23 protein-coding genes and 1 pseudogene are annotated in these 26000 nt (G+C 55.7%); 17 read left to right on the forward strand and 7 right to left on the reverse strand.

The annotated features are described in order from the left end of the window. Nucleotides 1–822 precede the first annotated feature (822 nt). The 3 genes and pseudogenes from KGB23_RS19375 to KGB23_RS19385 all read right to left on the reverse strand — a co-directional run. Nucleotides 823–1201 (reverse strand): annotated as a pseudogene (locus tag KGB23_RS19375) (transposase domain-containing protein); the annotation flags it as partial. Between the two features lie 568 nt (nt 1202–1769). Next, a complete protein-coding gene (locus KGB23_RS19380) occupies nt 1770–2282 on the reverse strand; it encodes an antitoxin Xre/MbcA/ParS toxin-binding domain-containing protein (RefSeq protein WP_223432216.1) in 513 nt (170 codons plus the stop codon). 266 nt (nt 2283–2548) lie between these two features. Continuing rightward, entirely contained in the window at nt 2549–3457 is a 909-nt protein-coding gene (locus KGB23_RS19385; RefSeq protein WP_223432217.1) for a tyrosine-type recombinase/integrase, read from the reverse strand. Nucleotides 3458–3632: 175 nt separating this feature from the next. On the opposite strand from KGB23_RS19385, the gene KGB23_RS19390 reads away from it, so the two are divergent. After that, a complete protein-coding gene (locus KGB23_RS19390; protein ID WP_223432218.1) occupies nt 3633–4604 on the forward strand; it encodes a DNA-binding protein in 972 nt (323 codons plus the stop codon). 129 nt (nt 4605–4733) lie between these two features. After that, on the forward strand, nt 4734–4964 hold the full coding sequence (locus KGB23_RS19395; protein ID WP_223432219.1) for a BPSL0761 family protein: 231 nt from the start codon (nt 4734–4736) through the stop codon (nt 4962–4964). Between the two features lie 552 nt (nt 4965–5516). On the opposite strand, the gene KGB23_RS19400 is transcribed toward KGB23_RS19395, so the two are convergent. Next, on the reverse strand, nt 5517–6413 hold the full coding sequence (locus KGB23_RS19400) for a hypothetical protein (RefSeq protein WP_223432220.1): 897 nt from the start codon (nt 6411–6413) through the stop codon (nt 5517–5519). A 256-nt stretch (nt 6414–6669) separates the two neighbouring features. Here KGB23_RS19400 and KGB23_RS19405 point away from each other — a divergent pair, with 256 nt between their 5' ends. The 8 genes from KGB23_RS19405 to lldD all read left to right on the forward strand — a co-directional run bounded on the left by KGB23_RS19405 (nt 6670) and on the right by lldD (nt 16272). After that, a complete protein-coding gene (locus tag KGB23_RS19405; RefSeq protein WP_223432221.1) occupies nt 6670–7329 on the forward strand; it encodes a transposase in 660 nt (219 codons plus the stop codon). A 2-nt stretch (nt 7330–7331) separates the two neighbouring features. Further along, a complete protein-coding gene (locus tag KGB23_RS19410; protein ID WP_223432222.1) occupies nt 7332–7640 on the forward strand; it encodes a hypothetical protein in 309 nt (102 codons plus the stop codon). 116 nt (nt 7641–7756) lie between these two features. Next, nucleotides 7757–8998, forward strand: coding sequence for a hypothetical protein (locus KGB23_RS19415; RefSeq protein ID WP_223432223.1), 1242 nt, complete (start codon nt 7757–7759; stop codon nt 8996–8998). Further along, nucleotides 8995–9660: a Mu transposase C-terminal domain-containing protein gene (locus KGB23_RS19420; protein WP_223432224.1), complete on the forward strand. Its 666-nt coding sequence runs from the start codon at nt 8995–8997 to the stop codon at nt 9658–9660. Before KGB23_RS19415 ends, KGB23_RS19420 begins: the two co-directional genes overlap by 4 nt. Continuing rightward, a complete protein-coding gene (locus KGB23_RS19425; RefSeq protein ID WP_223432225.1) occupies nt 9653–10597 on the forward strand; it encodes an ATP-binding protein in 945 nt (314 codons plus the stop codon). The genes KGB23_RS19420 and KGB23_RS19425 overlap by 8 nt, the downstream gene beginning before the upstream one ends. Before the next feature lie 736 nt (nt 10598–11333). Beyond that, entirely contained in the window at nt 11334–12923 is a 1590-nt protein-coding gene (locus KGB23_RS19430) for a hypothetical protein (RefSeq protein ID WP_223432226.1), read from the forward strand. Between the two features lie 419 nt (nt 12924–13342). After that, nucleotides 13343–14932, forward strand: a complete 1590-nt coding sequence (locus KGB23_RS19435) for an MFS transporter (RefSeq protein WP_223432227.1) — start codon at nt 13343–13345, stop codon at nt 14930–14932. Nucleotides 14933–15129: 197 nt separating this feature from the next. After that, nucleotides 15130–16272 carry an FMN-dependent L-lactate dehydrogenase LldD gene (gene lldD / locus KGB23_RS19440; protein WP_223432228.1) on the forward strand — a complete coding sequence of 381 codons (1143 nt, stop codon included), beginning with the start codon at nt 15130–15132 and terminating at the stop codon, nt 16270–16272. Nucleotides 16273–16340: 68 nt separating this feature from the next. Here lldD and KGB23_RS19445 read toward each other — a convergent pair whose 3' ends face one another. After that, entirely contained in the window at nt 16341–16709 is a 369-nt protein-coding gene (locus KGB23_RS19445) for a DUF427 domain-containing protein (protein WP_046048949.1), read from the reverse strand. A gap of 303 nt (nt 16710–17012) precedes the next feature. On the opposite strand from KGB23_RS19445, the gene KGB23_RS19450 reads away from it, so the two are divergent. The 5 genes from KGB23_RS19450 to KGB23_RS19470 all read left to right on the forward strand — a co-directional run bounded on the left by KGB23_RS19450 (nt 17013) and on the right by KGB23_RS19470 (nt 23191). Then, entirely contained in the window at nt 17013–19244 is a 2232-nt protein-coding gene (locus KGB23_RS19450; protein ID WP_223432229.1) for a C1 family peptidase, read from the forward strand. 118 nt (nt 19245–19362) lie between these two features. After that, nucleotides 19363–21312: a DNA topoisomerase III gene (locus KGB23_RS19455; RefSeq protein ID WP_223432230.1), complete on the forward strand. Its 1950-nt coding sequence runs from the start codon at nt 19363–19365 to the stop codon at nt 21310–21312. A gap of 99 nt (nt 21313–21411) precedes the next feature. After that, nucleotides 21412–21915, forward strand: coding sequence for a GNAT family N-acetyltransferase (locus KGB23_RS19460; protein WP_223432231.1), 504 nt, complete (start codon nt 21412–21414; stop codon nt 21913–21915). A gap of 519 nt (nt 21916–22434) precedes the next feature. Continuing rightward, on the forward strand, nt 22435–22764 hold the full coding sequence (locus KGB23_RS19465) for a hypothetical protein (RefSeq protein WP_150657455.1): 330 nt from the start codon (nt 22435–22437) through the stop codon (nt 22762–22764). Between the two features lie 124 nt (nt 22765–22888). Then, nucleotides 22889–23191: a hypothetical protein gene (locus KGB23_RS19470; RefSeq protein WP_056741688.1), complete on the forward strand. Its 303-nt coding sequence runs from the start codon at nt 22889–22891 to the stop codon at nt 23189–23191. Here KGB23_RS19470 and cynR read toward each other — a convergent pair. Beyond that, nucleotides 23177–24082: a transcriptional regulator CynR gene (cynR, locus tag KGB23_RS19475; RefSeq protein ID WP_223432232.1), complete on the reverse strand. Its 906-nt coding sequence runs from the start codon at nt 24080–24082 to the stop codon at nt 23177–23179. The two genes, KGB23_RS19470 and cynR, sit on opposite strands and share 15 nt — an antisense overlap. Nucleotides 24083–24206: 124 nt before the next feature. On the opposite strand from cynR, the gene cynS reads away from it, so the two are divergent. Beyond that, a complete protein-coding gene (gene cynS, locus KGB23_RS19480) occupies nt 24207–24674 on the forward strand; it encodes a cyanase (RefSeq protein WP_223432233.1) in 468 nt (155 codons plus the stop codon). Nucleotides 24675–24838: 164 nt separating this feature from the next. Beyond that, entirely contained in the window at nt 24839–25501 is a 663-nt protein-coding gene (locus tag KGB23_RS19485) for a carbonic anhydrase (protein WP_223432234.1), read from the forward strand. Nucleotides 25502–25581: 80 nt separating this feature from the next. On the opposite strand, the gene KGB23_RS19490 is transcribed toward KGB23_RS19485, so the two are convergent. Continuing rightward, nucleotides 25582–25932: a BON domain-containing protein gene (locus tag KGB23_RS19490; protein WP_223432235.1), complete on the reverse strand. Its 351-nt coding sequence runs from the start codon at nt 25930–25932 to the stop codon at nt 25582–25584. Nucleotides 25933–26000 lie beyond the last annotated feature (68 nt).

Raw genomic sequence — 26000 nt, forward strand, 5'->3', positions numbered from 1 at the left:
TTTCGGGTAAGAGCTTCGTTGGCGCATGGAAATCCTGACGTTAAGGGCGATCGCGTCCGCTTAGAAATACGCGGACACCATCGCCCTTAATGCTGGAGTTCGGAAGGTGACTTCCCCAGCCGCTTACCTCCGGGCGCCGCGGTGGCAGATCAGCTAGCCAATTTGGACAATCGGCCCAGAGGGCCCAGTCGGAGCATTTGGAGGAAAAGGTCCGTATGTGAGCGAGACAAGGTTCAGGGTATTCGTGAAGGTCTCCGTGCCGCGCCCGCTCGAAACCGAAGTGCTCCACCGGACTTGAGAGTATCCAGAAGAGGTCGGGATACACGTGCCCTTATCGCCGGGCTTAACCACCTTACAAGTGAACTCCATGGTCTGTTTCCCATCGAAAATTTGGTCGTTCCACCACCGCACGTTCGCGATCACATTGCTTGAGAGATCGATCACGTCCTCCATTTTTATAGTGAACGTCGCAGATTCAATTGGGAACTCCGTGTCATTGTGCAAGATTGGCGCGGTGGGGAAAAGCTCTTGCCTATTCTGGTTGATCTGTAATGCGCCGGGCAAATCCAAGGTAATGCTGATTTTGTTTTAGATGAACAGCGTGAAGGTTTGGACCGGCGCTTGTTCTAATTGCTGGTCTTTTTCTTGGGCTAATTGAGACATCTTAATTTCCTTATATATTCCGTATTTACTGAAATTCTCAAAGAGAATTTCTCCCTGTTACGCATTCCCAACCATGGAAACGCGTCATGATTAAAGTTCGGTCAATCCACTCGGTCAAATTCCTACCCGGGTCAAATCAACGTATCCATCCGGCCAAGGTTAGCGTCTGCCAAAGTAACCTCGTAAGCTAGGCAGGCACCCGCTGATGTGGCATCCAATCTCATTTGCTCGCTTCGTCGGCAGCCGCATAGAACATCTTTGAGGTAGGCATACGGATCATGACCATTCATGCGTGCCGACTGGATCAGACTCATGATCGCCGCCGCCCGTTTGCCACTGCATCAGCGACCCGGCAAACAACCAATTGGAGCGCCCAAGTGCCCACGGCTGGATCAGATTCTCGACCTAGTTGTTGTCGCTCGGCACAGTCCCATCCTCCAAATAGCGCTACCCAGCGCTTAGGGCTGTAGTCCAAGACTTTGGCCGTTACTGATCCGTTAAGTACCAGGTCATGCTGGGCCAGCGTCGACTCATGCAGCGTCCACGGATTTTTAGGTGGCCAATATCGTCCTTATGCGTCGGATCGGGTAGGTGACTTTGCCGGACGCTTACGAAGAACCGACTTTTTCAACAGAATCGGCCGTTCTCTGCCGATCTGCACTGTGGGAATACTGGTAAATTCCGATGCAATCGGGTGGTTCGGTGGAGCATTTCGTACCTGGGCGCGCAGCTTACGCTGCGCGTAGAGCTTAGGATTAAGTAAAGAATTTTTGTCCTTGGTGGTGTTTTATGCATTTAGAGGGAAGATTCCTTTCCCTTAGAGCTGATATTTAAGTGCGAGGTGGAGAAGCAATGCGACGCATCAATCAGCGCGCGATGGGCAGCGTCGTCATTTGGTTTCTCGGTATCACGAGTAGTCGGCGTCGACCCAAAGCTGATGGTGGCGACAGGCAGAAATCGGCCGAGTTCGGCCTGTCGTGACCTACGCTCGCCTATCGTGATGCCTAGAAAAACCTGTGGCTTTTCAGTGTTTGCGGCTCGGACTTCTCTCCCCTAAGAATGCGCTCTCTAGGTTGACTTCACTATTAATTAAGGAAGCCACAACATCAGGCAGCAGCACCCCATTCCAAGGCACAAAGAACGCGGCGCACTTGTTTGCCCCCAATCTCGGTTACGCAATGCAAAATCGGAGTACTCCCTCCAAGGGCTTTGTTAGGTTTTGACATCCATCGCGCGACAGCCTCGCGGCTCTCGAAAATCTGTTCGGCAAGGTGGCAAATAGCAGCAATTCGATCTAATCGTTCCGACGCAGCAGCGTTGAGGCGCTTTTGCTCACGCGCACGGCGTCTAAGAGTGGAAATCGACATGCTGAACAGTGCCTCCACACTGCGCTCCTGGAGATCAAAGGTCATGCGAACGGATCGGAAAAGACGAGCGGAACATCCTTCCCTGATTTGGAAAAGCCGCTCTGAGTCTTTGAGCAAATTTTGATTGGCGCTGAAATTCCAAAATGCGGCGATCAGCACTTCACGTGATTTATCCGTCACTTTCATCTGGTACCAGGTAGTCGTTGAGGTAGGCAAAAGCATTCCACCAATTAAACTGGTCAAATGAAGCATAGGTCTTCTATTTGATCCGGCGAGCAGTCCCGCTGACTGTGACTATCCGGCACTGAGCTGCTGGACAGGCTCTCGATAATTGATAGTCAGGAAAGATCGCTTGACCTAGGCGATGCGAAAACACACGAATCATTTTGCGCTCTGCATTGCTACGAAAAACCTGCCAGCGTTTGACTGGTCCGCAAACTCAAAATTTACATAGGCATGCGATTTTCATTCCGCTGCTGACGGGTAAACAAGGCCTAAACCTTTTTCGGCTTGACCGCTCAACGCGCCCAGTTCCCAAAGGGCGCATCCGCGTCAATGTAGCGCGCCGCCGATTGTACGTCCTGCCAACCGACATACTCCATCAGCGCTTTGCTGCTCCAACCGTTGCGACTGGCCCAGGTAGCGAAGCCGCGACGCAGGGAGTGCGCGGAGTAGCCCTCGCCCACCACATCACTACGCAGAAACGCGAGGCGTAACAGACGCGAGAGGCTGTTGGGATTGAGTCCGTTCTCAGCCAGATGGCCCCAGCGATCGATCGCACGAAACACCGACCCCTGCTGCAAGCCGCTGACCTCCAGCCAGAGTTGGTAGGCCTCGACCGGACAAAGTCGCTTCAACGCCGGCACGCACAGCATGCGGCCGCGGTGGTCGCGATCGCTCTTGCTGCTCGGCAGGTAGAGCTGTAAGCCCTGCCCTGGACGCAACTGGATGTGTTCAACCTGCAAGCGGCACAACTCCTCGCCGCGGAAAGCCCGCCAGAACCCGAGCAGGATCAGCGCTTGATCGCGTATTGCGCGTAGCCGTACCGCAGAGTCCCCCGCGTGTTGTTGCGCGGCTAGCCCGCCAATACAAGCCTCGAGCTCCCGCAACGGCAGCGCTTCGGCCTGTTGCGGTGATCGTGGGTGCAGCGCCTGGATACCGCGCAGGACATCGCGTACCCGAGTCGCCTTGGTCGGGTCTGCGAAACCGTGTTGGCGATGCCAATGCGCCAGGGCCGCCAAATGCGTGCGCAAGGTGGCGGCTGATAATAGGGCGCCATAGGTTGCCAGATAGCGCACCAGGCTTTCACTGGAGGCCGGCAGCAAGCCGTTCCACTCCCCTTCGAAATGCTCGACGGCTTGCCGATAACGGCGCTGGGTGCTTTCACGCCGCGCCGCCTGCAGATAGCGCTCGGCTGTATGGTTCACTGGGTTTCCTCCACGCGTACCGCCAAAAGGGCATTTTTACCGGCATTCGCCCCTAACGTTCAAGAAACTGGGCTTCTCACGCGTCAGGTCGTCGGAATTTACGCCCCTGCCCGTGGCGTCGGTACAGGTGTAATTCCATACTGGGAAAACGGTATGAAATTGTCGGAGTAACAGCATGGCTCGTGCCGGGATCAACAAGGCTCTGGTCCAGCAAGCCCGCGATACCCTGCTGGCTCGTGGGTCAACACCGAGTATCGAGGCGGTGCGTGTGGAGCTGGGGCACACGGGCTCAAAAACCACGATCAGCCGCTACTTGCGGGAACTGGCCGCCGACGAACCGCGCCCACCCACGGTCAGACTGGATGAGGAATTGCTGGCCTATATAGGCAGTCTAGCCCAACGTCTGGCTGCTGATGCGCAGGCCACCGTCGCGGCTGACCGCGCCCGGCTGGAGCGTCAGCAAGCCGCGTTCCAGCACCAGCGCGAGGTCAATCAAGCGCGCTACGAAGAGCTGCACAAGGCCCACCAACTGGCCCTGCAAGAGCGTCAGGCCGCGAGCTCTCGCGAGCAGCAACTGCATGAGCGCCTGTTGCAGTTAGAAGGCGGACTGCAACGCCTGCGCGAGGTCGAAGTACGGCAACTGCAACAACTCGAGGAGCGGGCCGCAAAGATTGGTTCGCTGGAGGACAAGCACAGCCACGCGCGGGCGGCATTGGAACATTACCGTGAACAGCAGGTGCACCAACGCCAAGAGGAACTCACCCGCCATGATCTCCAGGTGCAACAGCTGCAACAGGAACTGCGCCGCCAGCAGGAACAGCTGATGCAGAAACAGGAAGAGCTGAGCCAGGTGTACCGTGAGCTGGAAGGACTGAACGCCGAACAGAGGAATCACATCCAGCAACTGCGCCACCAAGCCCAAGCGCTGGAACAAGAGACCCAGCGCCATCGACACTTGCAAACGACCCTGCAGGAGGAACAGGCACAGTGCCAGGCCTTGCGCCTGCAACTGTCGGTTCTGCATGAAAAAGCCCGACGTTATGTACTCGACCAGCGCCAGGACCGCCGAGCCCTGCGCGCGCAGGCGCGACAATTGACGCAATTGCACACGCTGCTGTCCGCACAGAGCCCCCGCCAGATTGAATAAACGGGAACTGCTCGATAATCCTTCCCGCCCAGTCACTGGCACTGGCCGTGTCGGACATCCACTGGAAGCAGTGGACAGCCCTCGACAACCGCCAGACACTGTTCACTTCCAACGTTGGTGGAGGTGGACATGACGATGCCAACTGAACGCTCCCGGGCGGTGGTGCAGACACGCGAGTTTCTGGTCGAGCTTGCGCAAAATAGCAGCCTGCCGGATCAGGTGCGGCGTGATGCCAAGTTTCTGTTACGGCATTTCCCCACTCGGGACGACGTGGTCTTAGCGGGGCGCATAGAGGAGCACAGTGAAACCTTGCCGCTCGGAGCGCTGGGGCCGATCTTCAGCTCCACCATCCCCAGTTGAGCGCGTGCACGCCGTTGGCCATGGCTACAGGTCCTTGGCTGAGGGCGTGTTCAAGCAACCCGCGGCAGCCGCCGGGAAGGAACCGCGAACGCCCCACCCTGTCACCCGGCTGGATCAATTCGATTCAGCCGGGCTGTAGTGCCCAGACGAACAGCGCACACGCCCTGGCCATTGCAATTACCGGTCGCCGATGGCAAAAGCCCCCCGAGTGGACGACTCTCGGAAGTTCCCAAGGGAGACCGGTTGATCTTGCCGAAAAATTTTCGAACAAGCTCGCCCGAGTCGACAAGTTAACCTGAAGTCGCAATGTGCAATTGAACCGCAGCACAATCGATTTTAATACACTGAAACTCGACCGCACTGTCCGGCGCTATTAGTGAATGGTCGTGCCGACTGGCGATACAGGCCAGAGATAGTGCACAGGACTTAAACCGAGCGAGCATCACCAAGGTTCAGCTGCCGCCCGCTGTCATTGACTAGGCGCGCCGCCCAACTTTCTGCCTCCCAAGCCACTGCCCAACCATCCAGATACCGTTGCCCACGACACGGCTGTTAACTCGATAAAGTTAAGCCGTGCGCCTGCGGAAACTCACAGCAATATCCGTTCAGGGACACCGGATGGTCCTGCCACTCTTTAATTTTTCTTGCCCACTTTCTCCGAAGAGTTACCGGCATTGGCGTACCTGCCGCACCGGGCTCATGCAGCCCGACTTCCGCTAAATGACCACGCAACTCCTTCCATAGATTCCAGAGGAGTAAAGCCAGGAGTTGATCCTGACCCGACAACCAGCCATCGTCACGAAGTTGTCCCACCACTGCGGCGTTGAAACGATGCCGCTCCGGCCACCGCCACCATTCTTTCACAGGGTTGCAAGGCGCATGCGCGTCTAAAACATGCGGCCACAGCACTGAATACAGTTCAGAACAGATATTGATAAGTGGCGACTGGACACTGCTCAACGCATACATAGCGGTGAAGTTCCGCGCAAGCCACATACGGTGTGTTAGAAATCGCAAATCCCGAGTATGAAGCAATACCAGGTGTATTGCGAAACACGGCCAATCAACACGATCAAACAACCATCTCGACAATTTTCCATCGTAGGCATCCAACGGCTGATTACCGACACGAATGGTCTCAGCCAACTCATCCCAGCGCCCCGGCGCGTCGCTGCTGGACAGCACCGCCCACAGCGGATTATCAAAGACACTGCGCAATGTGGGAATCCGCCGGTACAACTTGTTGCGTGTTGCCGTCATCAATGTTGCGCCATGAGAGGCGCGCCGCCACATCGAACGCGAGTCCGTAGGGTTTCGCGGATACCATAGTTGCCAGCATTTGGCCAGGCTGTTTGCCTGATGAGGACAGCCCGCCGATTGTGCCGCCGCATGAAAGAATGCCTTACCACGAAGCTGATGGCCGCTGGGATCGAGACTGAGCGTGTTCATTTTGTACACCTCGCTGTACCCCCTCATGTTCACAATGCGCAAACTTTTTTAGGCCTGAAAACTCGGAAATTTGGCGTCCTAGAGCCTTGCGCGTTACATGCGTAACAGCCGGTAGATCCCAATTATCGACGGTGTCGTACCGTTTCATTCCGGTGCACACTTGAGTCATGCGGTAACGGCTGTGAATTAATATTAACACTCGTAACAAAAAAGGTTCACCACGCCATAGCCAAAAATTATTGATCAAGGAGGCAGCATGACTTCCTTAAATTTCACCCACACCCAAGATCTGCTAGCGAGTATTGCGATCTGCAACAAATGCACTCTGCCGAAGCACGGTCGCCATGGCAGTCAAGTCACAATATTTCCCTCGCGGAAAAACAACGCTCCGGTCTTTTGCGAGTCCCGGTTGGAAGCAGCGTTCTGCTTGGAACTGGAACGCAACTCGAAGGTACTTCACTATGACGCCCACCCCTTTACCATCAATTTTATTGGTACTAAATATCGATACACGCCGGACTTTTTAGTACGGCTCGCCAGCGGCAAAGAACAATTGATAGAGATCAAAAATGATGACAGTTACCAAGACAAGGCCATCACGGGAAGAATCACACGCTACATAGAGTTACTCGCCGAGCAAGGCTGTATTCTGGAGTACCTTCCAGCGGCCAAATTCTATGGAAAGGTCAGAACACCCAACCTGTATTATCTGTATCACGGTGCATATTGCAGTCAAGGTACTGCGGGGGCGAGCATTCGAACTCTACTGACTCAATGCGCCCCTGATCGACGACCGATTAGGTGTTTGACCGACAACGGCTATTCTTTTGAGGATGTTGCGCACGCGCTGTTCTATCGAACCATTCATTGCGATATTTTCAAACCACTGTGCCTGACCTCCCTAGCGTGGAGTTAATCATGAAAAACTCAATCACATTTCACCGCAGAGAAATGGCTAAATACTGGGCCTGTATACTGCTCGATAACGTAAATGAATTTTATTTCAATGGACTTCAGTTGTTCAAAGGAGCCCGCATACTTAATAAGAGCCATGTACTGGCACGCCACACTGCGCTCGCCAACCCAGCCAAGAATTACCTCGCCTTTTCCGGCCAGCCGAAGCAACTTCGAAAATCAAACTGGCTTCAATCGAAGTCCTTCAGTTTCATCACTAACAGAAAATCCATGACCGCGCATTTCGGACGTCGCATGACACTCCAACGCTAGGAAAAGGACCATTCTCTGGCGAGAGGACTTCATCCCTATCCAACGACCAATGTTAAAAGCGCGGCGGAGAGTTCGCTGCGTGCCGATAATTGCAGCCAACAGAAGAGCCCCTGACCATGAATACCACTCTTGAAAACTTCACACTTAAGGTGGGCGAACAGTGGAAGTTTCACACCGAAGTATATTTGGTGATCGCGGTCGATGGTGACCGTGCACAACTGCGCAGTACGGTGCGTCGCAATCATATCGCCATCCACACGTTGGAACGCTTACGCCAAGCGATCCGCCATGGAACTCTGAGCAAGGTTCAAGAGGCCCCGCTGGAGCAGCAGACGGGGCGAATCCTCGCGGACCTGACCGACAAACAACGGGGCGAGTTGGAGCGGCGCCTATTTTACATCCGTGCAGCTGAGACAGAGTTCGGAGGAAACCTACCCCGCAAACGTACCATTGCTTTAATGAGTCGTTTGGGGGAACAGCGAGCCGATCCTTCGCCTCCTTGTTACACCAGTGTGTATGAGTGGCTAAAGGCCTTTCGCCAAGCAGGGGACAATCCGATCGCGTTAGTGAAAGCGCCGCTACACAAACGGCGACGGCGTCTGGATTTACAACCCCACGCGGTAGGAAAAGAAATCGACTACTGGGTGAATGAGTTATACCTAACGGAGCTCCCGTGCAGCATCACGGAAGTCACTGATGCGATCATTTGCAGTTTGGAGAACCTCAATAGTAAACGGCCCATTATTGATCAACTGCACATCCCCAGTAGCATTACCCTTTATCGAATCATCAAAGAGTACGACGAATACGAGAAAGACCTGTTCCAAAAAGGTCAAAAATACGCGTTAAAGAAACAGAAATGGAGCCGGAGAACTGATCAACCGGGGCACCTGCTGGAACGGATAGAATGTGATACCCAAGTAATGGATGTATTCGTCGTCGATAGAAAGGGCAGAGTCATCGGTCGTCCATTTCTAACGGTGCTGTTAGAGGTGCGCTCTTGTTATATCATCGGATACGACATTTCGCTCAACCCTCCCTGCATCGAAAAAACGTTACGCGCCCTAAAGCGCTCCTTATGCTCGGACTGGGATCACACGGGCCTGGGTCAAACTTATATCATGGATAATGGCAGCGATTTTGCCGGTCGCAAGCTCGCCTATGTCATGCAATTACTCGGATCTGAGATTGTCTACTGTGAACCGTATGCGCCGGACCAGAAGGCTCACGTTGAACGCTGGTTCAAAACCCATAACATTCAATTTGTCCACCATTTGAGCGGCACCACGTTTTCAGATCCCGAGGAACGCGGCGATTATCGCTCCGAAAAAAAGCTTTATACACAGTGGAGGAATTGAATGCGCAATTCGAAAAGTTCCTGGATATCTATCATCACGCGTTTCATAGAAGCTTGAATGATTCACCACACAGCACTTGGGAAAAAAACCTTGATCCCTTGTCCCCGCCCAAGCGACTGGCAGAGTCCGACATTAGGCGATTGATGTGGAGCAAAACCACAGCACTGCCTATTAACGGCAGAATTGGCTTTGACAAACTTCAATGGACTGGCCCAAGTGTTTCCGCGCTTGCGACACGAGGGGGAAAAAGAGTCAGGCTCACGGTGTTTTATGATATCAGCGACTTGGGAACTGTCTGGGTGTGCCATCCCAAATGGCCAGCGGAGCCCCTCCCTGCCGAGGCTGTCGACCCAGATTATCAAAACAACCTTACACTTGAAATGCATCACCTTGTCCAGCAGAAGCTTCGCAAGGAGGGACAGAAATTTGATTTTAAACGGGCTCGCCAAGCCCGAGTCAATTACATTCTCGAATTACGCAAGGCTAAGGGCAAAACCGCGTACAAACGAATCGCTCGCCTGGAGGAAAATGGATCGTTGTACTGCACTGATCAGCCCACCCCAGTGGAACCACCATCGGCGCCTCTTGCCTTACCGGAAGTTACATTGACAGAGGCGACCCCTCCTACTTTCGCCTCAACGGTAACGGTGCGCCATGAATAATTCAGACAGCCAATGGCTACGCGAGTTCTCCCAACAACTCGTGCTCTTTCCCTCGTATCACCACGCCTACACCATTCTGCAAAAAAGTATCGAAACCACACTGCAACGCGGTGTCCCAACCTCAGCAATGGTCATAGGCCCATCGGGTTCCGGTAAGTCCACCCTATGCCAACTGTTCCGAGATTCGTTTGGGGGAGCGTATGAACTCATCAAGCCAGACGGCATTGTGACGATTCGCCCTGCCTTTTACTGCAGCGTACCCTCCCCGGTGACCGTGAAATCATTCGCAAAAACCCTTGTCCGCGCGCTAGGAAACTCGGATACACGGGGCGACACGGTCGAACTCACCTACCGCATTATGGCGTTGCTAAAAACTTGCGGCGTTCAGGTGTGCGAACTTGATGAATTTCAATGGCTAGTGCGGCCCGAGGCGGAAAAATCAAGAGACATTGTAATAGATTGGTTAATTACAATGATCAATGAGACGATGACGCCATTCATATTGGCTGGCACCGAAGATTGCAAAAAATTGCTTGATGAACGTGAAGCATTAGCTCGCCGCTTCCCCTACTTAATTGAACTCAATTACTTGCCCTATAGCGAAGTACACGAATCAGACTACATGGTGTTGTTGGGTAAATTGGACGAGCATATTTACGTTAATGATAGGTTCAGCAGCGGCGCTCATTTAACAGATACAGATATTGCCGCACCACTGTTTGCCGCGACCTCTGGCAACCTAGAATATATAAGATTGATCATCCATAGCGCACTTCAACACGCGCTAGCCCACAAACGTTCGGGGCTGGCCATTGAAGACTTTGTCCAAGCATCCTCGTTGTTAAATCTTAAACTGAGTCTACTTGCAAATCCGTTCAGCGAGTCGCTTTCCACTTGCTACCGAAAGATCTATGGAGAAGGACATGAAAACCCTTAACTTCATTCCGCTCCCAATTCCTGGTGAAAGTCCTACCAGCCTGATAAAAAGGTTAGCGCTGCACAACGGCTATGGTAACTGCAGTAAATTCGTTGAGCACCACATGCGATATAAGGCACCCAAAGCAACTGCCCTCTTACAAGGGAGTCGATTTGAGACGCTGCTAATTTCGCAAGTCGGCCAGTCGCTCCACGAACGCATACATCAGGGCTTTTATCGTTTGGTCGATCACCAATCCCCCCTAGGCGCCTTCATGATTGGGACAGTCATAATCGGAAGGCGCCTTCTCCGACCTAAAAAAGCCGCGTTATGTACAGAGTGCGTTAAAGAGGGCTGGGAAAGGAGCATCAAAGACATATGCCTAAGCAGCCATTGCCCAATCCACAACCGGCACTATCTTTTTGCATGTCCTCATTGCCAGCGAAAACTTATCTGGAAAAACCAAAGTTCTCTTCGGTGTGTCTGTGGCGGGACCTTGGAATCTCCCATCTGTTCACCTGAGGAAGCCCTCCCCGAGAAAAGACTTCTTGAAATACTCCAATCGGGAGACCAAAACCGCCTCGATCACTTATTGTCTCTCATTAGCCTTTTAGGAGTGCCTCGTAATAGAATCAGCACATCATGCCCCCCTCTCATCTTCTCAGCCGCTGCAGCTTTGGCATGCGATGATCATCATGGAGCGGCCACAGCGCTTTCTTTCATAATTGACACATCTGATGCTTTTGAAATAGACATAATGATCACCAAACTCTCCCCGACAACATCGCAGGAATCGTTATCGCTACTAAAACATGAGCTCAAGACCTCCTCTACTCATAAAAACTTTGAATCCCCACCCATTGTCATTCCTACTAAATGCATGGCCACACTATTAGGCATCGGCAAACGCAAGTGGCGAGAAATTTATTCCTCACCCAATCATTGCAAACAACGCTTTTACACCAAACAGGAAGCCCGCCAAATAAAAGATACCCTCGATACGTCACGACAGCTGGGCGCGTCGAAAAAAAGTACCGAACAACGAACACTTATGGCAATGTATTATACGCGCTCAGAGACCGCATCACTACTGGGCATAACGAACTGGGAGTGCACATTGCTTCACACCCTGAAACTACTATCGCCTCCGGCTCGAGTATCGTCACGTTTTTATTTCAAAAAGGATGACGTTGATCATTTTCGCTCCAACTACATATCAGTAAAAGCATTGGCGGCACACCTCAATACCTCAACCGCGCGAGTGCGAAGAGCCATCAGAAATACCCCGTCCGTTACTGCGCTAGACAATCAATTCGGCTGCTCATTTCTGGTCAAAAACGAAGAAATAGAACTCCTCCAGAATTGCCTCGATAGACTTCCACCTGTAAATCGCAAGCTGGGAGCAAAGCGAAACCTACGGACATGCGCCGCTACCCGTGTGCGATTGATGAGCCTCAGCCAAGCCGCGCTGCAGTTAAAAACCCATACAAACACTGTGACTTATTATCGGGATTTGGGATTAATCAGATGCGCCGATAATAACACCCTAAGGCTTTCTGCCAGCGACATCGAAAATTTCTATGCCCGCTATACGACTTGCGCGATGCTGGCAAAGGAACTGAAAATAGGAGAGAACAGAGTAGCTCAACTTCTAGAGCCCCTAAAAATCTTCCCGATATCGGGCGGAGTCACAAACGGAAACCCTCTTTCCGTATATGATCGCTCTACCCTACCAACAAATCTGGAGGAGTTAACAAACCCGACGCACGATAGTTTTGGTGAGTTCTGGACCCGTGCAGAGGTGTACTCGTTGGATGATGCAGCTCAGCAGCTCGGCATACAACATTCTGATTTCCAAAAAATTTTTACCTTAACGATTCGTCCTGCCCGAGCTCTGCAATACCGAAACGTTCGCCAGGTAACTCCCGATGAAATTGCGTGCGTCAGTTCATTTCTTTCCTCTCTTTCGAAACTGTCTATATTTCTAAGAAATCGAGGTATCACACACGCCGCATTCAGCCGTCGTTTCATCCACTCAAAATTTGTCTACATTCTAAAAATCAACAACGAAGAATATCTGAACTCATCCGACATCGCAAAATTGGACACCTTGCTTGACAAATACTGCACTCCGGATGAGGCAGGAAAAATTCTTCACCTTTCCACCGTCCAAATATATCATCTAAGACAAAATGGAAAACTCCCAGCTGTATTCCCACCAGGATATGAATACAAAAACCCCCTATTTGAAAGATCTCGCGTTTTACAACTTCTCAAACTAAGATCTTGCGAGACACGCCAGCGCTACACTCCATACTCTTTACAAAAAGCCGCAAACTTTCGCTGACATTTAAAATTGAAGCCTCACTTGTCGAGCGTTGAAGTGATGTGCTGAGTTGCGCATCGCACTCAAAGGCAACGCGCATTAATCAGTCCCAGTTGAAAACAGGCGAGGTGTCCCAAGAGAGAAGGACTTCAGGTTTTTTCGCTCGACATCTAGTCAATAAAGATTTGCGGAAAATTTCGCCAACAAACCAGACCACTCCCCCCATCCTCTTCACCTCGAGAGCGAGTTGTTGTTTTGTCAAGCCGCATCCCCCTCTCAGGCGACCGACTCATTATCGCGCTATCTGCGTGATCCAACGTGATTTGAAACCCACTGCTAGAATTTCGGCCTAAGTGAAAAACTAGTTCGCAAGTTAGTGAAATTTACATCGGTATGCCCTTACGTGGCGGGGGCTCCATTTCTGAGAAGGATGAAAACCTATGAGCGCGGGCACCAGCCAGGAAACCCAGAAAGTCATCTTCGCCTCGTCGCTCGGGACGGTCTTCGAGTGGTATGACTTTTTCCTCTATGGCGCCCTCGCGGCGGTGATCAGCAAACAGTTTTTCGCCGGGGTCAACGACACCACGGCGTTCATCTTTGCGCTGATGGCCTTCGCTGCCGGCTTCATCGTGCGGCCGTTCGGCGCCTTGGTGTTCGGCCGGTTGGGGGACATGATCGGGCGTAAATACACGTTCCTTGCGACCATCATCCTCATGGGCCTGGCGACCTTCTGCGTCGGGCTGCTGCCGACCTACTCGAGCATCGGCATTGCCGCGCCGATCATCCTCGTGGTGCTGCGCATGCTTCAGGGCCTGGCCCTGGGCGGTGAATACGGCGGCGCTGCCACTTACGTGGCCGAACACGCACCGATGGGAAAACGCGGCTTCCACACCAGCTGGATTCAGTCCACCGCGACCCTCGGTTTGCTGCTGTCGCTGTTGGTGGTGCTCGGTTGCCGCTACTTCACCGGTGACCAGTTCGAAGTCTGGGGCTGGCGGATTCCGTTCCTGTTTTCGATCATTCTGCTGGGCATCTCGACCTGGATTCGCATGAGCCTGCACGAGTCGCCTGCATTCGTGAAAATGAAAGAAGAAGGCAAGCTCTGCAAATCGCCGCTGCGCGATTCCTTCGGCAAATGGGAAAACCTTAAAGTCGTCCTGATCGCCCTGTTCAGCATCAACGCCGGGCAAGCCGTAACCTTCTACGCGGCGCAGTTCTACGTGCTGTTCTTCCTCACCCAGTTCCTGAAAATGGACCCGGCGCTGGCCAACAGTCTGTTGATCGTCAGCGTGATCATCGGCGCACCGTTCTTTATTTTCTTCGGCTGGCTGTCGGATAAAGTCGGGCGCAAACCGGTGCTGATGATCGGCCTGCTGCTGGCTACCGCGCTGTACTTCCCGATCTTCAAGTCCATCGCCCACTACGCCAACCCGGCCATCGACCAGGCCAGCCGTCAGGCACCGATCACCGTACTGGCTGACCCAGCCACCTGCACCTTCCAGTTCGACCCGGTGGGCAAGGCGAAATTTGACAGCCCTTGCGACAAGGTCAAAACCTTCCTGGTGAAACAGGGCCTTCCTTACAACAGCGAAGCCGCACCGGCCGGCAGCGCCGTGCAGGTCAGCGTCGGTGAAGTGAAACTCGAAGGCTACGATGAAGCGGCCCTGCGTGGCGCCGTGACCCTGGCGGGATATCCGTCAAAAGCCGACACCCAGCTGGTCAACAAACCGATGATCGTGGCGCTGATCGTCGCGCTGATCATCATCTCCGCCATGTGCTACGGCCCGCTGGCAGCGCTGATGGTCGAACTGTTCCCGACCCGCATCCGCTACACCTCAATGTCCCTGCCGTACCACATCGGTAATGGCTGGTTCGGCGGCTTCCTGCCAACGGTGTCGTTTGCGTTGGTGGTGTACACCGGGGACATCTTCTACGGGTTGTGGTACCCGGTGCTGATTACCGGGGTGAGTCTGGTGGTTGGCATGATCTGTTTGCGTGAGACCAAGAACGTAGACCTGGATACCAACTGAGCTCACCACAATCCCCTGTGGCGAGGGGATTTATCCCCGTTGGGCTGCGAAGCAGGCCTAAACCAGCCGCCTCGGTGTGTCAGAACGATCGAGTCGGCTGGATCGGGGCCGCTTCGCAGCCCAACGGGGATAAATCCCCTCGCCACAGGTAAGCTCGACGATATCGGCAGCCCCGCCATTCCACAGACCGAGGCACCATGATCATTTCATCCGCATCTGACTATCGCGAGGCAGCACGACGCAAACTCCCGCGTTTTTTGTTTGATTACATTGATGGCGGGGCTTATGCAGAGCATACGCTGAGGGCCAATAGCGCGGATCTGACCGGCATCAGCCTGCGTCAGCGCATTCTGAAAAACGTCGAAACCCTGAGCCTTGAAACCACCCTCTTCGATCAACCACTTTCAATGCCGATCATATTGGCCCCGGTCGGCCTGACGGGCATGTTCGCCCGTCGTGGTGAGGTACAGGCGGTAAAAGCGGCGGAAAATAAAGGCATTCCACTGTGCCTATCAACGGTTTCGGTGTGCTCGATCGAAGAGGTCTCGGCACAAAGCCAACAGTCCATCTGGTTTCAGCTGTATGTGTTGAAGGACAGAGGTTTCATGAAAAATGCACTGGAGCGGGCGAAGGCCGCCGGTGTGAAAAACCTGGTGTTTACCGTGGACATGCCCACGCCCGGCGCCCGATACAGGGACGCACACTCGGGCATGTCAGGCCCTTTTGCGGCATCGCGGCGAATGCTTCAGGCCATGACCAAACCCGACTGGGCATTCAACGTCGGCGTCATGGGGCGTCCACACGACCTGGGCAATATTTCGAAGTACCTTGGCAAAGCCGTCACGCTCGAAGACTACATGGGCTGGTTGGCCAACAACTTCGACCCTTCGATCAGCTGGAGTGACCTGGAGTGGATTCGTGAGTTCTGGAAAGGCCCGATGATCATCAAAGGCATCCTCGATCCTCAGGATGCCAGAGACGCGGTCAGCTTTGGCGCTGACGGCATTGTCGTGTCGAACCACGGTGGGCGACAGCTGGACGGCGTGCTCTCCACCACCAAGGCGTTGCCGCCCATTATGCAAGCCATCGGTAATGATTTGACGGTGCTGGTCGACTCGGGAATCCGCTCGGGGCTTGATGTCGTACGGATGTTGGCGCTGGGCGCAAAAGGCGTATTGCTGGGGCGTTCCATGGCTTATGCACTGGCGGCCGATGGTCAACGCGGGGTGGAGAATATGCTGGATATATTCGCCAAGGAAATGCGCGTTGCCATGACCTTGACCGGGGTGACCTCGATTGGCCAGATTGATGAATCCACGCTGGTGGATGCTGTTCGATGAGCTGAACACCTGACCTTAAAACGCCGCGCCCATGCGCGGCGTTTTCGTTGATGCCTGGAAAGCGACCCTCACTCGACGTCTTTGAGTACCTCAAACGTGACTTGATCGGGATAGAACGCCATGTAGCCGCGAATCTGATCGACCGACACTTTCGGGTCTTCATAGCTCCACACCGCGTTAGCGCCCTCATGTCCAGGGACTTGCAGACTGAAATAGCTGGCATCGCCCTTGTAGGGGCAATAACTCGTGTGATCGGTGCGGGCAAAGTATTTTTCATCGATGTCCTCCCGCGGTACGTAATACACCGGAGGATAGTTGGCCTCGAGCAACACCAGCGCCCGTGCGGAAGCGGCCACCTGAATACCGTGAAACTTTACAAGCAGGCAGCCCGGCTGCTCTGCAATGGTGATGACAGGACTAGGACCGGTGCTTTTCATGAAATACGTTCCTCATGACGGTGATGAACCTGTGAGAGCGACGCTTGCCCGCGGTGGGCGGCGCAGCAGCCCCAAAACCTGAGACCACGACTTTCAGGTATAACCCAGATTTTGCACTCACGACGGCTTCGCAGCCGAACGGGACGATTAGGCCAAAAACGAAATGCAGAGATAAGCGGGCAAACGCTCAGAGCCGGTGAAACATCGTCTACGATCAATAGAACCGTTGACGTCCCTGCTGCCCAGACAGGCAGTCGTGGCATGGCGTGGGGATTTGAGTCTCAGAAACCTGAGGGTCTCACCATGCCCGCCACACAGTTTTCCCTCGACCAGAAAATCATCACCCTCGACGCCCGTCCGGATCGCCTCGACCTGCGCGATCGTATTTTTACCCCACGGGTCCAGTCGCTGCCGCCCTCCTGGCCCGCCGACAAGGACATTGCCTCCGAACTCTCGGGCTACCTGGACAAAAACATGGTGCTCAACCAGGGCAGCGAAGGCGCGTGCACCGGGTTCGGACTGGCGGCGGTGGTCAATTTTCTGTTGTGGCGGCGAGACAGGGCCTCCACCAAAACAAGTCCGCGCCAGCTTTATCATCTGGCCAAACTCTATGATGAATGGCCAGGCGAGGATTATGTGGGTTCCAGTTGTCGCGGCGCGTTGAAGGGTTGGCACAAACACGGCGTCTGCGCGCAGGAACTGTGGCCCTATACCGTCAAGCCGGACGGATCGGTTCCGGCCTTTGAAGCACCGGCGGAGAATTGGGCGATGGATGCCATGACGCGGCCGCTGGGGGTTTACTACCGTGTCGAGAAGGACGATGTCACCGCCATGATGGCGGCGCTGTATGAGGCCGGCGCGCTTTTCGTCTCTGCCAATGTGCATCAGGGCTGGGCACTGATGCGGCCCAAAGGCAAAAAGCAGCCGACGGTGCAATTCCAGAGCATGTCTGCGCTGCCCGTCATCAAATGGCCGGCAGCCAGTGAGGGCGGTCACGCCTTTGCCTTGATCGGCTACACCAGTCAGGGGTTCATCGTGCAGAACTCCTGGTCAACCGACTGGGGATTTTCCGGCTTCGCCATCCTGACGTTCGAAGACTGGCTGGCCAATGGCACCGACGCCTGGACAGTGGCCCTCGGGGTGCCGATCGAACGCGGCGCGCTATCGCAAAACGCACGCCCTTCAGGTTCCAGGAATGGCGCTCAATCACCGTTTCGTAGCGCGCTGTCCAGTTCCAGCGCCAAGCGCGAAGGGTTTTCCCTGTTCACGGCCAGCGCCTGCGAGCCCGATCGCAAAGGGCCGCCGCTGTTGACCAAGGATCAGGCTTACGGCCTGACCATCGTGATGGAAAACAATGGCAGCATCGGCCCTCGCCTTACCGACGTGGAAAACGTCCGGGCGGGCGTCAAGCGCATCGTCTACGAGGCGCCTCGTGCCTGGTACGACAAGCTGCCGGCCGCAAACAAACCCCCAGTGCTGCGCATCGCCGTCATTGCCCACGGCGGGCTCAATTCCGAGCAGGATTCGATCAATCGCATTTGTGCGATGGCACCCTACTTCCTTGAAAACGGCATCTATCCGCTGTTTGTCACCTGGCGCACCGGGGCCCTCGAGACGCTGGCGGATATCGTCCAGGACACCCTGCCCGGGCTATTTCCCGAGGCCGGCAGCATCAGCGATGCATTGAAGGCGATCAAGGACAAAGCCGTGGAAGGCTTTGATCGCACGCTGGAACTGGCGACCAAAAAACCCGGCGGCGACCAGTGGAGCCAGATGAAACAGAACGCCGAAGCTGCCGCCGTCGCCGGCTTTACCCCGCGTGGACTGGTGGAAATGGCGGAGTCGCTGAAAAACCTGGTCGCCGACATGGGCAAGAAGAACGTCGAGCTGCATTTGATCGGCCATTCCGCGGGCTCCCTGATCAATGGCCACTTGATTCAATTGCTGTGGGCCAGGGGTTTGCCCACGGAAACGTCGACGCTGATGGCCCCGGCCTGCACCCTCGATTTCGCCAACCAGACCTACCGCAAAGTCATCGAAGGGGGAGGCCTCAAGCGCAAGGACTTCCACATCTACATCATGTCCGACAGCCGCGAACAGGATGACAACGTCATCGGCGTGTACCACAAGTCCCTGCTGTACCTCGTTTCCCGTGCCTATGAAGAACTGCAACGCATGCCGCTGCTGGGCATGGCCAAAAGTCTGGACAAGCACTTCCAGGACTTCAGCAATCCCGATCTGGCGGAGTGGAACATCGCCGCCAAAAACATGACCGAACAGTGGAGCCAGTTTTACTTTGGCAAAACCATTCCGACCGGGTTTGCCGCAACGGGACGCGGGCTTCCCGAAGCGTTCGCGCAAACCCTGCATATCTTCAACGATCCGAAAATGAACTATGGCGCGGGCACCAAAAAGGACACCTCCCACGGAGGCTTCGATAATGATGTGAACGTGATTACCGCAGCGTTGCTGACCATTCTCAGGCGAGAGCCCGGCGCGAAGCTGGATCAGCCGGTGGTTAACCTGAATTACTGAGGAGCCTGTGCAATGAATCGCAACGCTCCGACTGTACATCCATACAGATAAAGATTGCCCCATCGCTCATCAGCCGCCATTCTGTCCGCCTCTCGACAGTTGATGAGCGATGGTGGTTATGCGGCTGTACCTCTGTGAAAAACCTTCCCAGGCCAAAGACATTGCGGCCGTCCTCGGCGCCAAGCGTCGGGGCGACGGCTGCTGGCTGGGAACGGACGTCACGGTGACCTGGTGCATCGGCCATCTGCTGGAAACCGCGCCGCCCGACGCCTATGACGCGCGTTACAAGCGCTGGGTGCTGGCGGATCTGCCGATCATTCCAGAGAAGTGGAAGATGACCGTCAAACCGCGCACGGCCAGCCAGTACAAAGCGGTAAAGCGGCTGCTCGGCGAGGCCAGCGAACTGGTGATCGCCACCGACGCCGACCGTGAGGGCGAGATGATCGCCCGGGAACTCGTGGAGCATTGCCGTTATCGCGGGCCGATCCAGCGGCTATGGCTGTCGGCGCTGGACGATGCGTCGATCCGCAAGGCGCTGGCAGCCCTGAAGCCGGGGGCCGAGACCTTTAGCCTTTACCATTCGGCACTCGGGCGGTCCCGGGCCGACTGGCTGATCGGGATGAACATGAGTCGGCTGTTCACACTGTTGGGGCGTCAGTCGGGTTATCAGGGCGTATTGCCGGTCGGTCGGGTGCAAACGCCGACCCTGCGCCTGGTGGTGGATCGTGACCGCAGCATCGCCGATTTCGTGCCGGTCGCCTATTGGGCCATCGATGTGCAACTGCTGCACGACGGCACCGCGTTCACCGCCCAGTGGCGTGCAGCCTCCGAAGTTTGCGACGATCAGGATCGCTGCCTGAATCAGGCGTTGGCGCAAAAAGCCGCGACGGCGATTGGCAGTGCGGCGAGTGCCCGGGTGATCAAACTGCGCACCGAGCGGATGCGCGAAGTGGCCCCCCTGCCCTTCGATCTGGGCACCTTGCAGGAAGTCTGCTCGAAGAAGCTCGGGCTCGGCGCCCAGGAAACCCTAGACATCGCCCAGGCCCTGTACGAAACCCACAAGGTCATCACCTATCCACGTAGCGACTGCGGTTATCTGCCCGTGAGTCAGCACAGTGAAGCGCCGGGGATTCTTGCCGCGCTGAGGCAGGCTGATCCGGCGCTGAACGCTTTGAACGATTTCCTGGAGCCTCAGCGCCGCTCACGGGCCTGGAACGACGCCAAGGTCAGCGCTCACCACGGCATCATCCCCACGGCTGCGGCGAAAAACCTCGAGCGGCTGGCGGGCAAGCAGCGGGCGGTCTACACCCTGATCCGCGCGCGTTACCTGGCGCAGTTTCTGCCCAACCATGAATACGACCGGACCCAGGCCGACTTCGACTGCGCCGGTGAAGCCTTGCGTGCCGTCGGCAAGCAGATCGTCGAACCCGGCTGGAAGCGCGCCCTGCCCGAGGCCCTCGCCCCGGCCAAAGGCCGCGAAGCACCGGCGCCGCAAACATTGCCGACATTGGCCGAAGGGCGTGACTGCGCAGTGGTCGACGTCAAGCTCAAGGACCTCTGGACCCAACCGCCCAAACCGTTCACCGAAGGCGATCTGATCAAGGCGATGAAGAACGTCGCCAAACTGGTGGAAGATCCCCTGCTCAAGCAGAAACTCAAGGACACCACCGGCATCGGCACTGAAGCGACCCGCGCCTCGATTATCCAGGGCCTGCTCGACCGTGGTTATCTGATCAAGAACGGCAAGGCCCTGGCCGCCACCCCGGCCGCGTTCAGCCTGATCGATGCCGTGCCGCGTGCCATCGCCGACCCCGGGACCACGGCGATTTGGGAACAGGCGCTGGACATGGTGCAGAGTGGTGAAATGAGCCTTGAAGAATTCGTCACCAAGCAAGCCGCGTGGATGAGCAAACAGGTCGCCCGTTGCGCCGGCCTGAGCCTGACCATCAGCGGACCGGCAAGCCCCGCCGGGCGCGGTGCCACACCGTGGAAAAACAAACGCCAGCCCGCCAAACGCAAGCCCTCGACGGGCACCAAACGCGCGGCGAAACCGGCGAGCAAGGCTTGAAGGCACTTCGAGCGGGCGACTTTCTGGAAAAGTATCGACCATAATTATCGTGCAGCGCACCAGCGCCACGACGGACCTGCGCTTCAGGAGCCAACCCGCATGCCCTTGATCGAACTGCGCGCCGCCCAGCGCGACGAACTTGAAACGATTGAAAACCTGATGCAGTTCTATATGTATGACTTCAGCGAGTGGCTGCCGCTGAAGCTCGGTGAGCATGGCTTCTTTAACGCCCAGCCCAAACCGGGTTACTGGCGAAAACCGGCAACCAGGCCGTTTCTGATCAAGGTCGACGGTGAATTGGCCGGTTTCGTGACTGTGGATGATGAAACCCATCTTCACGGCGCCGAGTACAACATCGGCTATTTCTTTGTCAGTCGACGCTTTCGTGGCCAAGGCGTCGCGAAGTTTGTCGTTTCCACCCTCTTGAGCCAGTTCCCCGGTCAATGGCAAATTTTCCACCTCGACGCGAATCAGCCTGCGCGGCGGTTCTGGGCCCGGGTCCTGGCCGATCTCACCCATGGCGAGTTCACCCTGCATCAGCTGCCGGTAGACGGTTATCCCTGCACCGTTTACCGATTCCAGACATCGCTGCCAGCGTCCTGACTGGCGCTTTCCCCTCCGCTTTTTAATTCCAAACAACTTTGTCCGACAATATGTAGTGACCAAAAATAATCACTACAAAACCGTTGACGCCTCCGATTTGCCCTTGCATGATGCAGACGTCTCCCCGATCGGGAGAACAGGCAACACGTTTGAGCAAGCTCGTCTGACCGCCGAGCTGTTTTTCCCGGATACACGCTGCCCACAAGGCAGATTGAAGAAGCTGACCTGGCCTGAACGTCCAGTACAAGGACGAGAAGCGCTGGCGATCAATCCTCATGAAGCTTGTGGCCGACCCTGAAAATGTCGGCAGTGGCCTGAAGGTTTTCGCTGCTTCTCCTCGTTGTGACGCTATTGCGTAGCAGTTATTCAACACGACTACATGCAACAGACGCGGGCCCCCGTCAATTTGGCGGCCGACCGCTGACGTCCTGGTTTCGGTGCCAGGGATCAACTAACCGATGGGCTACCTGTATTAGCGAATCAACTTTGAAAGATCACCAAATGGTCAAGGGGCTTACTATGAATCTGAACAATCAACCTACTATCGATGAACTGGCTCATCTGTTCGCTGCGCAAAAAGACAGCCATGACAGCCACATTCTGTGGATCAGCAAGTCTGGCCAGGTGCATATCGACCGCCTGTCGCCTCACGCCCATGAAGCGGAGTTCGACAAGAACAACCAGAACCTGCTCGCCCGACTGAAGATGTACCGTCGCGGCCAAGGCTATGTCGGCAAGAAAGCCGCGGCTGACAAGGACTTCATCGGTAATGTGCTGCAGACGCTGAAACAGGCGTGGGCCTCGATGCAGAACCAGAACGAAGTTCGGGTGATTGACCGGTTCTACTGATACCTCCACACCCCATCCATAAAAAGGCCCCACTCGTCATATCGAGCGGGGCCTTTTTGTTTGTCTCGTGCGCACCAAACAACGCTATGGTTAACCGTGTGCACTGGATCATTGGAGGTTTGTGATGAACATACAACTGACAGGCTTGCTGTTGCTCGTAATGGCCAGTGCTGCCCATGCAAACAGCATCACCGGCGTTCCGTTGTTCGATGCGGACTGCCCCGGCAAAATCATCGTCCACGCGGATCAGGACGGACCGGTGTTGATCAACAGCAAGGAAGCCGAGACCAAAGCCATTGACGATCGCCGTTTCGAAGCCAAGGGTTCGGGCGTCGTCATCTCCATCCTCCTCTCCGATGACGACTCGGTCACGGTGTCCTCCACGGGCAAGGCGCCTAATGGTGTGTGCCAATTAATAGAAGACTGACGTCGTCGACTCACCTGCAGCCGCACCCAACACCAGTTCCATAAACGCCACCGACGCTGCGCTGTGATAGTTGTTTTTGCGTCGAAGCAGCGCGGCCCCTCGTTTGGGCGCCTCCCCCAACAACGGGATCTTGCGCAACGCCCGGTCCTCGGTGGCAATGGGCTCCGGAAGGATGGTGGCGATGGCCGTGTGCCGAATGACTTCCAGCAAAGTGCTCACCGAGTTGACCTCGATCACCACCTTCGGCGTGATCTGCTCCTGGGCAAAGTACTCATCGATGCGGGTGCGGGTAACGAAGTCCGGGGCCAGCAGCGCAAATTCCAGCTGCGCGACCTCTTGCGCGGACAACGCGACCTGGCTTTCGTATAACGGGTGATCGCGCCCCACCATGACGCCCAACGTCTCGGTAAATGCCGGGATCGACTCGATATCGGCATTTCTGACCTGGGTAAACGCGATGGCGATGTCCAGTGAGTCATCCACTAGCCCGGCCTCGATGTCATCCATCGACAGCTCGAAAATCTGTAGATGGATGTTCGGATACCGCGCCACGTAATCGCGCACCAGCGGCCCCACCAGGTACGCCATGAACGTTGGGGTCATGGCCAGCCGCAAGGTGCCGCGGGACAAATCCTTTACGTCATGCAGCGCACGTTTGCCTGCCTCCAGTTCCACCAGCACCCGACGAGCACATTCGATGTAGGCCTCTCCCGCATCGGTGGGTTTCACCGTGCGCGAGGTTCGGTCGAACAGGCTCACGCCCAGGGTTTCTTCCAGTTGCCGGATCTGTTGGGACAGGGTCGGCTGCGAAACGTGAAGCGCCTCGGCGGCGCGGGTGAAACCGCCGTGGTCGGCGACCGCCAGCAAATAGCGCAAATGTCGGAGCAGCATGGGGAATCACCATCTATAGGCTGTGCTTATGCATTGCATTGTATATCGATCTTGGACGCTATGGATCGATCGGCAGAAGATGGCTCCACACCCAAGCAACATCACTCCCGACAGGAGAAACACCATGCAACAGTCCCACGCTTACAACGACCCAAGCCTGGCCCTGACCACGTCGATCCTCGATGCAAAAGCGCGCAAAAACCTGTCCTGGCAGGACCTGACCGGCGGCACCGGCCTCGGCCTGGCCTACGTCACTGCCGCCCTGCTCGGTCAGCACCCGCTGCCAGAAAACGCCGCCAAAGTGATTGGCGAAAAACTCGACCTGGACGCCGACACCGTGGCCCGCCTGCAGATCATCCCACTGCGCGGCAGCCTCTCGGGTGTCCCGACCGACCCGACCATCTACCGCTTCTACGAAATGATCCAGATTTACGGCACCACCTTGAAAGCCCTGGTTCATGAGCAATTCGGCGACGGCATTATCAGTGCGATCAACTTCAAGCTCGACATGAAGAAAGTCGAAGACCCGGAAGGCGGCTCCCGCGCGGTGATCACGCTCGACGGCAAGTTCCTGCCACTGCGTCCTTTCTAAATAGATACCAGCCGCAACGATTTTTCAGCCCACGAAATCCGGTAGCAGCTGCCGAGCCTGCGAGGCTGCGTCCGGCTGCGCAGCAGTCGCATCGATCTGCGAGGACTTCGTCCTCGGACGCAGCCTCGCAGGCTCGGCAGCTGCTACAGAATGAGGAAGTCACTATGAAAGCGCTCATCGAAGGTTTTTTGAAGTTCCAGAAAGACGCCTTTCCGCAACGGACCGACCTGTTCAAACACCTGGCGACCACCCAGCATCCGGGCACGCTGTTCATCACCTGTTCCGACAGCCGTGTCGTGCCGGAACTGCTGACCCAACAAGAACCCGGTGAACTGTTTGTGATCCGCAATGCCGGCAACATCGTGCCCTCCTACAGCCCTCACCCCGGCGGTGTGTCGGCCACGGTCGAATATGCGGTCGCAGTGCTCGGCGTCACCGATATTGTGATCTGCGGGCACTCGGACTGCGGCGCCATGACCGCCGTCGCCAAGTGCAAATGCATGGACCACCTGCCCGCCGTCAGCGGCTGGTTGCAACACGCCGAGTCAGCGAAAGTCATCAACGAATCCCGCCCTCACGCCAATGAAGCGGCGAAGGTGAGTTCAATGGTTCGGGAGAATGTCATCGCGCAACTGGCCAATATCCAGACGCATCCGAGCGTGCGCCTGGCTCAGGAGAAAGGCCTGTTGAATTTGCATGGTTGGGTTTACGACATCGAGACCGGTTCGGTTGACGCCCTGGATGGCGACAGCCACCGTTTTGTGGCGCTCGCCGAGTATCCGGACACCTGCGTCCTTCAAGCCCGATCCATAGAAGCAGCCGCCTGAAGTGTGTATCCATTGGCAGATAGACGATCGACGCAGCGCTCCCGGCTCACGGGAGCGCTGCACTGACACGATCGACCGGGTTATTTATCGTCCATCTTTGTTGACGATTGAGGCCGAATTTCAGGGGCCTCTTCAGCGTTGGGGGGTTCTGGAATACTGCCTGGCGTGAACACGTGAGTCAGCAAGTCTCTGGCATCGACGTCGACGACGCCCTGAACCGAACGGGCCAGCGCTACTGCCTGCTCACACTGTTTATGGGTGTTGACGCGGCCGCTCAATGCCACCGTGCCTCCGTGGGTTTTGACATGGATTTGCAGGCCAAGGCTTGGTTCAGCCATTGCCAAGGCTGACTTCACCCTGGCAGTAATCCACGTGTCGTGAACGCCCCTTTCCAGATCATGAGAGTATTGCTGAAAGGAATGAAGTTTCATGGTGTAACCCTCTCTCCGTCATCAGGTGCACTGCCCGTCCATTGGCTGTGCAGCCTTGACGCTCAGGC

The sequence above is a fragment of the Pseudomonas sp. GL-B-26 genome (assembly GCF_019947405.1).
Lineage (GTDB): Bacteria > Pseudomonadota > Gammaproteobacteria > Pseudomonadales > Pseudomonadaceae > Aquipseudomonas.

Excerpts from the sequence above, each read along its gene's own strand:
- cynS (WP_223432233.1), top strand. The coding sequence starts at position 24,207 with ATGCAACAGTCCCACGCTTACAACGACCCAAGCCTGGCCCTGACCACG.
- KGB23_RS19450 (WP_223432229.1), top strand. The coding sequence starts at position 17,013 with ATGCCCGCCACACAGTTTTCCCTCGACCAGAAAATCATCACCCTCGAC.
- KGB23_RS19465 (WP_150657455.1), top strand. The coding sequence starts at position 22,435 with ATGAATCTGAACAATCAACCTACTATCGATGAACTGGCTCATCTGTTC.
- KGB23_RS19395 (WP_223432219.1), top strand. The coding sequence starts at position 4,734 with ATGACGATGCCAACTGAACGCTCCCGGGCGGTGGTGCAGACACGCGAG.
- KGB23_RS19430 (WP_223432226.1), top strand. The coding sequence starts at position 11,334 with ATGATCACCAAACTCTCCCCGACAACATCGCAGGAATCGTTATCGCTA.
- KGB23_RS19435 (WP_223432227.1), top strand. The coding sequence starts at position 13,343 with ATGAGCGCGGGCACCAGCCAGGAAACCCAGAAAGTCATCTTCGCCTCG.
- KGB23_RS19470 (WP_056741688.1), top strand. The coding sequence starts at position 22,889 with ATGAACATACAACTGACAGGCTTGCTGTTGCTCGTAATGGCCAGTGCT.
- KGB23_RS19455 (WP_223432230.1), top strand. The coding sequence starts at position 19,363 with ATGCGGCTGTACCTCTGTGAAAAACCTTCCCAGGCCAAAGACATTGCG.
- KGB23_RS19485 (WP_223432234.1), top strand. The coding sequence starts at position 24,839 with ATGAAAGCGCTCATCGAAGGTTTTTTGAAGTTCCAGAAAGACGCCTTT.
- KGB23_RS19490 (WP_223432235.1), bottom strand. The coding sequence starts at position 25,932 with ATGAAACTTCATTCCTTTCAGCAATACTCTCATGATCTGGAAAGGGGC.
- KGB23_RS19405 (WP_223432221.1), top strand. The coding sequence starts at position 6,670 with ATGACTTCCTTAAATTTCACCCACACCCAAGATCTGCTAGCGAGTATT.
- KGB23_RS19390 (WP_223432218.1), top strand. The coding sequence starts at position 3,633 with ATGGCTCGTGCCGGGATCAACAAGGCTCTGGTCCAGCAAGCCCGCGAT.
- KGB23_RS19400 (WP_223432220.1), bottom strand. The coding sequence starts at position 6,413 with ATGAACACGCTCAGTCTCGATCCCAGCGGCCATCAGCTTCGTGGTAAG.
- KGB23_RS19445 (WP_046048949.1), bottom strand. The coding sequence starts at position 16,709 with ATGAAAAGCACCGGTCCTAGTCCTGTCATCACCATTGCAGAGCAGCCG.
- KGB23_RS19425 (WP_223432225.1), top strand. The coding sequence starts at position 9,653 with ATGAATAATTCAGACAGCCAATGGCTACGCGAGTTCTCCCAACAACTC.
- KGB23_RS19380 (WP_223432216.1), bottom strand. The coding sequence starts at position 2,282 with ATGCTTCATTTGACCAGTTTAATTGGTGGAATGCTTTTGCCTACCTCA.
- KGB23_RS19460 (WP_223432231.1), top strand. The coding sequence starts at position 21,412 with ATGCCCTTGATCGAACTGCGCGCCGCCCAGCGCGACGAACTTGAAACG.
- lldD (WP_223432228.1), top strand. The coding sequence starts at position 15,130 with ATGATCATTTCATCCGCATCTGACTATCGCGAGGCAGCACGACGCAAA.
- cynR (WP_223432232.1), bottom strand. The coding sequence starts at position 24,082 with ATGCTGCTCCGACATTTGCGCTATTTGCTGGCGGTCGCCGACCACGGC.
- KGB23_RS19415 (WP_223432223.1), top strand. The coding sequence starts at position 7,757 with ATGAATACCACTCTTGAAAACTTCACACTTAAGGTGGGCGAACAGTGG.
- KGB23_RS19410 (WP_223432222.1), top strand. The coding sequence starts at position 7,332 with ATGAAAAACTCAATCACATTTCACCGCAGAGAAATGGCTAAATACTGG.